Annotated in this window: 10 protein-coding genes and 1 tRNA gene; 7 read left to right on the top strand and 4 right to left on the bottom strand. The window is 59.0% G+C overall.

From position 1 onward, the window contains the following. Nucleotides 1–52: 52 nt before the first annotated feature. The 6 genes from metG (at nucleotide 53) to MST27_RS16495 (ending at nucleotide 5,837) form a co-directional block, all read left to right on the top strand. Nucleotides 53–2,092: a methionine--tRNA ligase gene (metG, locus tag MST27_RS16520; RefSeq protein ID WP_243607040.1), complete on the top strand. Its 2,040-nt coding sequence runs from the start codon at nucleotides 53–55 to the stop codon at nucleotides 2,090–2,092. A gap of 272 nt (nucleotides 2,093–2,364) precedes the next feature. After that, complete coding sequence (locus tag MST27_RS16515; RefSeq protein WP_243607197.1) at nucleotides 2,365–2,541, top strand: cysteine-rich CWC family protein; 177 nt, start codon at nucleotides 2,365–2,367, stop codon at nucleotides 2,539–2,541. Then, nucleotides 2,541–3,233 (top strand): pseudouridine synthase, encoded by a 693-nt coding sequence (locus tag MST27_RS16510; RefSeq protein WP_243607039.1) that lies wholly within the window; start codon nucleotides 2,541–2,543, stop codon nucleotides 3,231–3,233. Before MST27_RS16515 ends, MST27_RS16510 begins: the two co-directional genes overlap by 1 nt. A gap of 68 nt (nucleotides 3,234–3,301) precedes the next feature. Beyond that, nucleotides 3,302–3,375: transfer RNA gene (locus MST27_RS16505), tRNA-Gly, on the top strand. A 186-nt stretch (nucleotides 3,376–3,561) separates the two neighbouring features. Then, nucleotides 3,562–4,812: a hypothetical protein gene (locus tag MST27_RS16500; RefSeq protein ID WP_243607038.1), complete on the top strand. Its 1,251-nt coding sequence runs from the start codon at nucleotides 3,562–3,564 to the stop codon at nucleotides 4,810–4,812. After that, a complete protein-coding gene (locus tag MST27_RS16495; protein ID WP_243607037.1) occupies nucleotides 4,809–5,837 on the top strand; it encodes a hypothetical protein in 1,029 nt (342 codons plus the stop codon). The genes MST27_RS16500 and MST27_RS16495 overlap by 4 nt, the downstream gene beginning before the upstream one ends. Before the next feature lie 837 nt (nucleotides 5,838–6,674). On the opposite strand, the gene MST27_RS16490 is transcribed toward MST27_RS16495, so the two are convergent. Further along, entirely contained in the window at nucleotides 6,675–7,157 is a 483-nt protein-coding gene (locus MST27_RS16490; RefSeq protein ID WP_243607036.1) for a hypothetical protein, read from the bottom strand. Nucleotides 7,158–7,603: 446 nt separating this feature from the next. Here MST27_RS16490 and MST27_RS16485 point away from each other — a divergent pair, with 446 nt between their 5' ends. Further along, the gene (locus tag MST27_RS16485; protein ID WP_243607035.1) at nucleotides 7,604–8,638 is read left to right on the top strand and encodes a hypothetical protein; all 1,035 of its coding nucleotides are present in this window, start codon (nucleotides 7,604–7,606) and stop codon (nucleotides 8,636–8,638) included. A gap of 89 nt (nucleotides 8,639–8,727) precedes the next feature. On the opposite strand, the gene MST27_RS16480 is transcribed toward MST27_RS16485, so the two are convergent. The 3 genes from MST27_RS16480 to putP all read right to left on the bottom strand — a co-directional run bounded on the left by MST27_RS16480 (nucleotide 8,728) and on the right by putP (nucleotide 12,311). After that, a complete protein-coding gene (locus MST27_RS16480; RefSeq protein ID WP_243607034.1) occupies nucleotides 8,728–10,134 on the bottom strand; it encodes an alpha/beta hydrolase family protein in 1,407 nt (468 codons plus the stop codon). 308 nt (nucleotides 10,135–10,442) lie between these two features. Beyond that, the gene (locus MST27_RS16475) at nucleotides 10,443–10,616 is read right to left on the bottom strand and encodes a hypothetical protein (RefSeq protein ID WP_243607033.1); all 174 of its coding nucleotides are present in this window, start codon (nucleotides 10,614–10,616) and stop codon (nucleotides 10,443–10,445) included. 210 nt (nucleotides 10,617–10,826) lie between these two features. After that, nucleotides 10,827–12,311, bottom strand: a complete 1,485-nt coding sequence (putP, locus tag MST27_RS16470; protein ID WP_243607032.1) for a sodium/proline symporter PutP — start codon at nucleotides 12,309–12,311, stop codon at nucleotides 10,827–10,829. Nucleotides 12,312–12,435 lie beyond the last annotated feature (124 nt).

The following is a 12,435-nucleotide window of genomic DNA, read 5'->3' as shown; positions in this document are numbered from 1 at the left end:
TGCACCTTTATAGTTACCCGCTCACTTCGCCACCCCGACTGCAGATTTCCCAATGTCCGAAGCTCGCCAGATCCTCGTTACCAGTGCCCTGCCCTACGCCAACGGTTCGATCCACCTTGGCCACATGCTCGAGTACATCCAGACGGACATGTGGGTGCGGTTCCAGAAGCTGCGCGGCAACCAGTGCATCTATGTCTGCGCCGACGACGCCCATGGCTCAGCCATCATGCTGCGCGCCGAGAAGGAAGGCATCACGCCGGAACAGCTCATCGCCAACGTCCAGGCTGAACACAGCAAGGACTTTGCCGACTTCCTCGTCGACTTCGATAATTTCCATTCGACCCATTCGGACGAGAATCGCGAGCTGTCCGAATTGATCTACACCCGCCTCAACGAAGCCGGCCACATCGCCACCCGCTCGGTGACCCAGTACTTCGACCCGGAAAAGGGCATGTTCCTCGCCGACCGCTTCATCAAGGGCACCTGCCCGAAGTGCGCCGCCGAAGACCAGTACGGCGACAACTGCGAGAAGTGCGGCGCGACCTACGAGCCCACCGACCTGAAGAATCCGCGCTCGGCCATCTCCGGCGCCACGCCGGTGCTGCGCGATTCCAAGCATTTCTTCTTCAAGCTGCCCGACTTCGAGGCCATGCTGAAGGAATGGACCCGCGGCGGCAGCCTGCAGGAATCGGTCGCCAACAAGATCGCCGAGTGGCTCGACGGCGGCCTGCACGAGTGGGACATCTCCCGCGATGCGCCCTACTTCGGCTTCGAGATCCCGGGCGAGCCGGGCAAATACTTCTACGTCTGGCTGGACGCGCCGATCGGCTACATGGCCAGTTTCAAGAACCTCTGCGCGCGCCGCCCGGAGCTGGATTTCGATGCCTTCTGGAAAAAGGACTCGACCACCGAGCTCTACCACTTCATCGGCAAGGACATCATCAACTTCCACACCCTGTTCTGGCCCGCCATGCTCGAAGGCGCCGGCTTCCGCAAGCCCACCGCCGTCGCGGTACATGGCTACCTGACGGTGAACGGGCAGAAGATGTCCAAGTCGCGCGGCACCTTCATCAAGGCGCGCACCTACCTGGAACACCTGAACCCCGAGTACCTGCGCTACTACTACGCCGCCAAGCTTGGCCGCGGCGTGGACGACCTGGACCTGAACCTCGAGGACTTCGTGCAGAAGGTCAATTCCGACCTGGTCGGCAAGGTGGTCAACATCGCCAGCCGCTGCGCCGGCTTCATCCACAAGGGCAACGGTGGCCTGATGGTCGATCGCAATGCCGCACCGGAGCTCAGCGACGCCTTCCTGGCGGCCGCGCCTTCCATCGCCGAAGCCTATGAAACCCGCGATTTCGCCCGCGCCATGCGCGAAATCATGGCCCTGGCCGACCGCGCCAATGCCTGGATCGCCGACAAGGCACCCTGGGCCCTGAACAAGCAGGAAGGCATGCAGGATGAAGTGCAGGCGATCTGCGCCACCGGTATCAACCTGTTCCGCCAGCTGGTGATTTTCCTCAAGCCGGTGCTGCCGAACCTGGCCGCCGACGCCGAGCGTTTCCTGAACGTCCAGCCGCTGGGCTGGGCTGACTTGCAGACACCGCTGGCCAACCACCAGCTGAACGCCTTCACCCCCCTCCTGACCCGTATCGAGCCTGCAAAAATCGACGCCATGATCGAAGCCTCCAAGGAAGACCTCGCCGCCACCGAAACCACCGCGCCTGCTGGCAACGGTGAATTGACGAAGGAGCCGCTGGCTGCCGAGATCGCTTTCGACGCTTTTGCCGCCGTGGACCTGCGCATCGCGCTGATCGAGAAGTGCGAGTTCGTCGAAGGCGCCGACAAGCTGCTGCGCCTGACCCTCGACATCGGCGATGCCAAGCGCAACGTGTTTTCCGGCATCAAGAGCGCCTACCCGGACCCAAGCAAGCTGGAAGGTCGCCTGACCCTGTACGTCGCCAACCTCGCCGCGCGCAAGATGAAGTTCGGCGTCTCCGAAGGCATGGTGCTGGCTGCCGGTCCCGGTGGCGAAGAAATCTACCTGCTCAGCCCGGACAGCGGCGCCAAGCCCGGCCAACGCGTCAAGTAATGACGTAGCATGAGAAGCCCGGCGCAATGCCGGGCTTCTTTTTCGATTCCAACCAACCGCTTCACCACCCGGAGCCGGTTATGACCCATACGCCCGATCCCAGCAGGCCGTTGAAGAACGTGACCGAGGCAGGCAAGACAAGGCAAAAGCAGCCGGGCACGCGGACCGGGCTGGCCTGCGAGTCAGGTGCTCTAAATGAACATTCCGGGGCTGTTTTCAACGACGTATCGCCAGCGCAGGTACCTTTACAGCCGCCGGCTAATCGATGCCCGATTTGTGGCGAGCCGAATCAATGCAGCCTCAGCAACCCCGCGACCGCCACGCACGCATGCTGGTGCTTCACCACCGAGATAGCGCCCGAAGCCCGCGAACGGATTCCGGCAGATGCACAGGACAAAGCCTGCATCTGCCCACGCTGCGCGCGCGGTGAGCTGCCTGAAAAACCCTGATGCGCCTCGACCGCTTTCTCGCCAACCTCCCCGCCTGCAGCCATCGCCAGGCACGCCTGCTGCTGGCGTCGGGCCGCGCTTCGGTAAACGGGCAGCCCGTACGCGACGGCACCCATGACATCCGTGTGTTCGACCGCATCGAGCTGGACGGCGAGCTGTTGCAAGCCGGCAAGCCCGCACGCTTCTACATGCTGAACAAACCCGCCGGCTGCGTCAGCGCCACCGCCGATCCAGCGCATCCCACCGTGCTCGACCTGTTGAACGAGCCTGACAAGGCCGAGCTGCATATCGCCGGCCGGCTGGACTTCAACACCACGGGCCTGATGATCCTCACCAACGACGGCCTCTGGTCCCGCCGCCTGACCCAACCCGAAAGCCTGCTGGGCAAAACCTATCTCGTGGAAACCGAAGACCCCATCGACCCGATCTGCGTCGAGCGCTTCGCACAGGGGCTGTATTTCGGCTACGAGAACCTCACCACACGGCCCGCCGAACTCCAGCTGCTTGGCTCGCGCCAGGCGCGCCTGACCCTGCACGAAGGCCGCTACCACCAGGTCAAACGCATGTTCGGCCACTTCCGCAACAAGGTCACCGCCCTGCACCGTGAACGCATGGGCCCGCTCACCCTCGACCCCACCCTCGCGCCCGGCCAATACCGCCGCCTGACGCCAGCAGAAATCGACCCCATCTGAACCAACCGGCGAATAGTCTCGCCAACCGCTTCAACTCGGCCCCCGCTTCTGGTAAAAAGGCACCCATCGCGGGCGTCGTATAATGGCATTACCTGAGCTTCCCAAGCTCATGACGAGGGTTCGATTCCCTTCGCCCGCTCCAGATCAAAAAAGCCCTGCACTTGCAGGGCTTTTTCGTTTAGGGTTTGGCTTGTTTCGGTTGGGGTTGCGGTGGGCTTGGCGGAAAGATAAATCTGTCCCCTCTTTTTTTTCCAAATCTGTCTCCTTTTTCCAAACGAAAATCTAGCGACACGCGTTGCAAGTAGCTAGAACACACCAAGGAAGAAACATGGAAAAAAATATTAAAGGCGCGTGGCTCCTCCATCATGGTCGTAAAATACAAGCGACCACCAACCAAGACTTTGACGGGATCAGCTTCGCAGGCAAATGCGGCGTCTTACTTTCTGCTATTTCAGGCGCCAACCAAGAACAAATTAATACAAAGCAGCTTGATGCTCTCGCACGGGCGAACAATATCAGCCCCAAAACAGAGCTACCAGTAATTGTCTCCGAATTGGAAAAACAGCGGGTAGTGCTTACCGGGACTGGAGGCATAGAAGTACTAGGGCTTACTGGCAGAAAAGTACTAGACTCAACAGCCACTATCTTCGAAGAAACCGACCATGAAGCCTACGAGGAAGCTGTAATCTCGCTATCTGAAATCAGTTCTGACACACCGATTACAGACAAATATGCAATCGAATTAATCTCTGACACGCACAAACTCACCAATCTCGAAGCAACAACCACGCTAAAATTAGGTAGCAACATCGGATTTTTTGATACCGAAGCTTTGTCAGCCTCAGAAAATCTTATCTTCAACGGGAATTTATTTCGCAGAGAAGATGCAAAAAAGGCCAACAACATACTAAATTCACTTACAGTCGCAGAAGCTCAGCTTCTGAGAGAAGTAAACGAAAAACTCGATTCCAAGGGGTGCATGACCCACGCCTCAGTCAAAAAAATCCTTGGGGCAGAGCTTTTTACGCGCCTGCATTCAATCGGCCTATTCGACATAAGCGTTGTCGGCAACGAAAGTGGAAAGAATTTCTTTGTTACTAGGCCCGCTGCATTTTCCAAATTCTCAAACACAATAGCCGACGACGCTTTAGATCTAGCAAAGGCTTTTGTTGCCTCGTTAACGTATGGAATGACGGTAAGCAGTTATTATAGAGGGCGCATACAAGCCATATCCCTACTCATGGAAAAGCTTATAAACGGTGGAACCGTTGGCCCAGCGACTGCGATTGGAAATGACTACCAAGCATTAGAGCTTAAAGGTGTGTTGAAGGTCATACCGTCAGGCAGCATGTTCAAAATGAGGCTTTTAAAGCCCGAAGTTGGAAAGCTTGCGCTTGAAGTCATTCGCAGCGGAAACATCACCGGAGAAATGATAGCCCAACTTCCCGGAGCAAAAATAACGGAATATGTTTCGCCAGAAGCGACAAGGGAAGTTGTCCGAAAAAACTCTACCGACGCTGTAAAACTCAAGACTCGCGATCTTCTCAACGACATCCGAACTGGCGGGCTAAGCCAATGAAAGAACCACTACTAAAAGGCCCCGCAGCTGAAGAAGCCCTGAGAAACTACTTCTTAAGCATTGGCTTTTATACTGCAAGAGGCTGCAAGTTCAAATTCAACAATTTTGATGTTACTGACATCGATCTGTTTCTGTACGGAAAGAGCTCCTCTTTAAACAGAGAGCGGATAAATGTTGACATCAAGAACAAGAGAACCCCGCAAGCACTCGAGCGCATATTTTGGGCAAAAGGACTTCAGCAGACATTGCAATTCGAAGGCTGCATAGTCGCAACAAACGACACCCGCCCCGATGTACGAGAGTTCGGCTTACAGAATAAAGTGAGTGTGCTTGATGGAAGGTTTTTGTCGCGTCTCGTAAAAAGCAATCGAAGCCATCTGGACCGAATAAATGAGGAAGAGCTTCTTGATGAATTAGATCGGGCATCACTGGGCAAGCTGGGCGGTGACTGGCGAGGGCGATACGAAAAAGCGAAAACACGCCTTGTCACGTCACTTAATTTTGATGGCGCTAATGCCTGGCTTAACGACATACATTATTACTTTGCAGAAATAGCCAAAGGAAACCACTCCCCTACCGCTTGGCGCATAACATACGTAAGCATCGCTCAGCTCGCCATCTGCCTAGATTTTATTTTAAGGGAGCATGTAACAGCCGAGCATGATCAGCGTTACCGATTGCTAGATGAGGGATTTAGATACGGAGCAGCCGGGCGAAGCTTAGCTACGAAAGTAGGGAAAATGGCTTCCTCTCTCGTTAGCACCGTTGTTTCTGACCCAGAACTCGGACGGACCCTGGAGCATGAAATATTGAGGCAAGCCGAAGAACTTAAGGCAGATATCCTCGCGGAATACTTCTCCAAAGCAGCGGTACAAAGCTCCCTGTTTGATCTCGCTAAATTTTTCGACGTAAACGCTTACGCACGAGAGGTCCCTCCGGCATCAACCCTGCCAAGCCAAGCACTGAGCATTATCGGAGTTCTTGCAGACTTTTTTGAGATAGACCGTAAACAGATACTCAAGTGAATGCTTGGGCAAGGAAGCTTCATTACTAAAGGTGACAGGTTTATTAAGCACCAACTCATTGAGCAAGGACGCGACATGAGATCAGAGTGAGACGATGCACCCAAGTATCTACGCAGCAAGAAGAAACAAGGACCATGGCGATTCCTAGCGATACTGAGGATCGGTTCGGCGGTTATCGGGGCACTGGCATTGACGTTCGGAAAGCCGATAGTCCTAGACATAAACCAGATCAAGCAAGGCATCCATATCGGCGGCAGGCCTCTATTCAAAACCAGAGCCTGCACACCCACAGCACATTCAGCCGATTAGCCAGCCGTCCGTTGCAAGCTACGAAGCCGCAGCGGCAGAACCGACAGCGCCCCAGCAGCGTCAGATGAGCCAGGACGAAATCGAGTGGTTCGCAGAGCGTTCGACGGAGGCAACGAAGTAACCACATTTACCACGGATAGCACTTCTCTAAACTTGAGCGTTTAAACTGGCAGAACTGCTCACCAATATAAGGCCTCATATAACGCGCCGTGGAATATACAGCCGCGGCCACGGCAATCATAAGTGTAATTTCAACTATTTTCATAAATTTGCTGCCAGTGAATCTTCTCGCCCAGCGATTTACGACAGCGAAAAAAAGAGGTAAAGAAAAGGAATGGTACACAGCGCAATAGCAAGGCCTGTGAGGGTAATCGGCTTGGTGGATAGCACCGCTACGAGAATTAGCATCCCTGCCGTTGGGAAATGCTGAAGTCTTCGCGGCCACGGATTATTTTTCATTACGGGACGCATATTTATCCTTCTGTATTGCGTGCGGCAAGTAGCTTTAATCCTATGTTTGGACAACTTTTAGTCACTGAGGACCAAGACAAAAATAAATGCGCATCCCCATATCACCGCCAGTGCGTTACCGACCTTCTTAAACATAGGCTTTTGTGCGTGATTTATGAAACACGCATAGACCGCGATGGCCGAAAATGCGCCTAGGAAAAAGTAGCCCGCCCATATGTTCTTACCGCTGACTGAAAATTTCAGCTTTGTACTATCGACAGCAATGAAGCCCTTATCAATCGTGCTCAAGGTCAAGGTCCAAAAGCCTATCAGCAAAGTGACAGCAATCAGCGTTACAAATAAGAGCTTTTTGCCTGCCAGTTTCACAGGTTGCCGTTCAGTACTGTCCGGCTCAGGTGGCGGAGGCTCTTGAATATTAGGATCGTCAAAGCGGCGGCGAAGCCAAGCTAGGTACGCGCGATCTATGCGACCAGAACGTGGCGATGCCGAGTCGGCCTTGTATCGGTGTAGCAAACGTTGGCGATCTTCATCCTGGTGCATCATGTCTTCCTTGAGCGAACCGTGCGGCGTGGAAGATACGGTCTAGCGTTGCGGCAAGCTAGTGGCAACAGAATGGTGCCGATAAAGTGTCGAAATCACTGTGACGCATTGCGACGAAACGAGCAGGCGGGTCAGCCGGGAAACCGCATAACGACACGCTTTGCGACGGAACGACACACCAAGCAAAAGGCTTCGATTCCCTCGCCCACCCAACTTCCGAAGAGTCCTTAAAGCGAAGCTTGGCGCTCGGGGATTCGTTGCGGGCGAACGAGGACGCATTCTCCGCTCCTAGGATGCCGTGAGGCTGAACGGCCACTTAAGGCCTAATCCGGCACCGCCCATCACTTGATCCGTTCAGCCTATATCGCGAGGGCGATTGCGCGACAACACTCCTTTTGCTTCGCCTGTGATGTACGGAGCCCATCCAATGCAAACAGGAGAGTTCAATGAACAGATCAATCGCTTTGTCCGCCGCGATCTGGCTGGCGTTAAACGGCCATGCGCTGGCCAACGGGCATGTGGCCGAGGTGGAGCAGACCGGCCTCGACAATCGCGCGGAACAGACGCAGAGCGGCGTCATGCAGCGATCGTTCATCGCGCAGGACGGCGTTGCGAACAGCGCGATCACGGACCAGTCCGGGACCAGCAGCGCGAGCGATCAGGCGCGGGTCGAGCAGATCGGGTCGCTCAATTCGGTCGAGATCTATCAGGTGAACGGCAGCCAGCCAGGCACGGCGGACGCGCAGGTGTACCAGGCGGGCACGTCGAACAGCGTCGTGCTCGAGCAGCAGGCCTACCTGGGTGAGCTGGCCGGCACGGCGCGCATTGAGCAGGACGGCACGAGCAACCAGCTCGAAGCCAGACAAGCCTGGGTGGGCAACCAGCTCGAGGCGGTGTCCAGCGGGCAAGACAATCGCGTGCAGGTCGAGCAGTCCGGGTTCAGCACGGCCAGCATTCAACAGACCGGCACGGCTAATCAGGTGCAGTTGGAGCAGGTCAGCGGCGGTCTGGGGGGCGGTGCTGCGGAAATCGAGCAGGACGGCACCGGCAACCAGGCATTCATCCTGCAGATATCCGGACGCTACCCGGCGGCCGATGTGTCCCTCGACCAGGTGGGCGTGGCCAACATCGCACGCGTCGAGACGCGGGACGGCTACAGTGCGCTGGCTTACACGCAGCGCGGTAGCGGAAACGAGCTCGACGCGTACATGGTCGGGCAGAACAGCAACCTGAGCGGGTATTCGGAAGGCGATTACAACCGGGTCTCGACCTCGCAGGTCGGCGATGGCAACCAGCTGGATATCGCGCAGGTAGGGGACTACAACCGGATCGAGGCCTCGCAGGGTTTCGAGGCCAACGAAGCGATGATCAGCCAGACGGGGCAAGGCCACCAGGCCTTTCTGACGCAGTCATTGGGTAGCCATACGGCCAGTATTGTCCAGACCGGCAACGGCAACCTGGCCAACGTCGTGCAGCAATAGCGGGCAACGCGATCGCCCGCTTACGGCCGGCCGCCGGACCATTCGGTCGCCAGGGCGAGGTGTGGGCCTCGCCCTGGCGAGCCCCGGTCTCAGCTTTCCGGGCAGGCCGGCAGCAACGCGCGGGTCGGTACGCCTTCGTTGCGAGTGAAGGTGCAACCGTACGCCGGATCGGCCACGACACGCGGGTTCAGCACTTCGTCACCCGCCGGCTTGATGCCCTCCTGCTCCCAGCGCAGCATGTCCGCCATGGCCTCGACCTGCTCCTGGTAGCTGAAGTCGCAGTGGCTGGGCGCACGGATCGCGCGTTGCACGAGTAGCTCACCGTTGCCGTTGGCCTCGGCGTTGCGCCGGTAGATCTGCTGGTGCTTGAACGGCACGTAGAGGTCGCCCAGGGTGTGGATGCTGACCACCGGGACGTTGAACTGGCCGTTGACCACCGGAATCCAGCGCAGGCCATCCGGGCGGATGCTGTTGGCCGGGGCGTAGCCGATGACGCGGATGATGGAGTCGTTGAACTCGCGTTCCTCGCGAGACATCGCCTTGTTCGTGTCGAACTGATAGCGCGTGGCGAGGTTGCCGGACAGCGAATCGGCGAGGATGCCGTCGACGGTGCCGTCCCGCCCGCCAGTGCCGAGCACGACGCTCTGCAGGCTGGTGCGGAAGCCCTCGGCGAAGATCGGCCGATCGCCACCGCTGAGCTCACGGACAATGCCTTCGAGCTTCTCGCCTTGCGGCGAAGGATCGGTGGGATAGCTGTCCCACAGCGCGCCGATGATCTGCGGCAGCTTGGCCTGGAAGTCGGTCGCCGGGAAGCTGGTCGGCCCCTGCCCGGCCAGGTGTTGCGCGGCCAGGGTGAAGTTCATCAGGTACTCGAACTCGTAGACGTCGCCGGTCACGCCGCACATGGGCACCGAGCCGTCGTACACGACGCGGTTGTTGGCCGTCGCGTAGGTTTCCGCCTCGACGGCAGCGGCCGCGACATGGCCGCCCATTGAATGGCCGGTGATATAGGTCTTGCTCGGCGCAGCCTTGCCGGTCAGGTCACTGAAGGCCAGCGCCAGCGCGTTGGTGTCTTCGATGCCGGCGCGCACATCGTAGTAGTTCTTGCTGTAGCTGGAGGCGGCCCAGGCGTAGCCCTGCTGAAGCAGCCAGGGACGGATCGGGGGCGGCCCGACCGTGAGCTCCGGTCCCTGCCCACGAAACCCATGGGCGTACATGACCAGCATGCCGTTCCAGTTCGGCGGTACCTCGATCTGGTAGGACGAGCCCTCGTAGATGCCCGTCCAGCGTTCGCTGGGCAAGCCGGGAAGCTCGGCCAGCGGTGACACGATGGGGACGAAGACACGTGAATCCTGCGCGCGAGATTCGCTGTGCGAGACCGGCGGTTTGATGGGTCTGGGGCGGGCGTTCGCATCGGCCGCGACGCCGATCGTGCCGAGGATCATCACGCCAGCAAGGGCGCGTGCGCAGGCCGAAGCCAGGTTGCTTGGACGCATGGAGACTCTCCTGATTGTTGTTCTTGTTCTAGCGATGCGGGCATTGCGCCAAAGGCCGGTCGAGCCGATGCACTGCACGCTCAGCTAACCGTGGCAGAGGGTTTCGACCTGTCAAACGCCTCGGCTGTTGGGCGGACGATCGGTACCGCAGGGCTGGGAATGTCTCGACTGTGGCCCCGCTTATGATGGCGTCGGAGCAACGAGCGAGATGAATCAGGCAGGACGGGCCCGGCATTGCGCCGGGCCCTGATGTGGCGACCACGCAGCGGCGCGGTACGGGCCGGTGCAAGCGGCCCCGACGGAGTGGATCAGCAGTTGCCCTTCTTGGCCTGGCCGGGCGGGCAATGGGTGCCGCCGTGGTGGCCGTCGCGGTCGCCGACGTCGACGGCAACGCCCGGCAGGCGCAGGCTGCAGCCGGTCATCAACAGGGCCGCCAGGGCCACGACCAGGGTACGGGTGGTCAGGTGGTGCAGTGCTTTCATCGGAATACTCCTTGGCTTTCCTGAAGCCGGCTTGCTCGGCACCTCGCTGGCGCCGTTACGCTTGCCACTATGGGCCATTCGAGCGGCCGCATCCAACTGGCCCGACCGATCGCCAGCACGCGGGCTCGTACAAAGGCGGGCGCAAGCCCGCGCCCTACGCTGGATTGGGCCGGGCGATACCCCTCGAGGCATCGCCCGGCGACGGCGTCATCAGCCTGCGCGGTACTCCGCATCCGCCGCATCGAAACGCTGCTGGATACTGTCTGCCGGCGCCTTGTCCATGAGGCTGACCAGGTAGATCGCGACGCTGGCGAAGATGAAGCCGGGGATGATCTCGTACAACCCGAGGCCGATGAACTCCTTCCACACCACCACGGTGATAGCGCCAACCAGCATGCCGACGAGCGCGCCGTTGCGGGTCATGCGCTTCCATACCAGGGAGATCAGCACCACCGGGCCGAAGGCCGCACCGAAACCGGCCCAGGCGTAGGACACCAGGCCCAGCACCTTGCTCTCCGGATTCGAGGCGATGCCGATGGCGATCAGGGCGATCAGCAGCACCATGGCGCGGCCGACCCAGACCAGTTCGGTCTGCGAGGCACCCTTGCGCAGGAAGGCCTTGTAGAAGTCCTGGGTCAACGCACTGGAGCTCACCAGCAACTGGGCGCTGAGCGTACTCATGACGGCCGCGAGTACGCCGGAGAGGATCACCCCAGCCACCCAGGGGTTGAACATCAGCTTGACCAGTTCGAGGAACACCCGCTCGCCATTCTCAGTCACCGCGCCGGCCACGGCCGGGTTGTCGGCGAAGTAGGCGATGCCGAGGAAGCCCACGGTCACGGCGCCGGCCAGGGTCAGGATCATCCAGGCCATGCCGATGCGGCGCGCGTTGGGAATGGTCTTGACGGAATCGGCAGCCATGAAGCGCACCAGGATGTGCGGCTGGCCGAAGTAGCCCAGCCCCCAGCCGAGCAGGGAGATGATGGCGATGAAGGAGAGGCCCTTGAACATGTCGAAGTTCGACGGATCCTGCGCGGCGATGGTGTCCATCACGGCGCCCATGTCGCCCAGCGAGAAGATGACGAACAGCGGCGTGATCAGCAGCGCGAAGATCATCAGCGTGGCCTGCACGGTGTCGGTCCAGCTCACCGCGAGGAAGCCGCCGATGAACACGTAGAGAATGGTCGCCGCGGCGCCAACCCACAGCGCGGTGCCGTATTCCATACCGAAGGTGGACTCGAACAGGCGCGCACCGGCCACCACGCCCGAGGCGCAGTAGATGGTGAAGAACACCAGGATCACCAGAGCGGAGAAGATACGCAGCAGGCGGCTCTCGTCTTCGAAGCGATGGGAGAAGTAGTCCGGGAGCGTCAGCGCGTTGTGGTTGTACTCGGTGTGCACGCGCAGGCGGCCGGCGACGAACAGCCAGTTGAGCCAGGCGCCGGCAATGAGGCCGATGGCGATCCAGCTTTCCGACAGGCCGGCAACAAAGATCGCGCCGGGCAGGCCCATCAGCAGCCAGCCACTCATGTCGGAGGCACCGGCCGACAGCGCCGTGACGAAACTGCCCAGGCTGCGGCCGCCGAGAATGTAGTCGTCGAAGTTCTTGGTGGCGCGATAGGCGATGAAGCCGATGAGGATCATCGCCACGATGTAGATCACGAAGGTGATCAGTGTCGGGTTACTCAGGTTCATTTGTATTTATTTCCTTGTGCTGCGGAGGCATCGCTCCGCCTCCACTGACGACACATTGCAGGGCGTCGGCAACGGATGGCCGAGTCAGCGCGCAAGGATAGCGTTTCGATTGCAAAACCGCTCG

Source organism: Stutzerimonas marianensis, from assembly GCF_022810315.1.
Taxonomy (GTDB): Bacteria; Pseudomonadota; Gammaproteobacteria; order Pseudomonadales; family Pseudomonadaceae; genus Stutzerimonas; species Stutzerimonas marianensis.
This window is presented reverse-complemented; position numbering and strand designations above follow the sequence as displayed.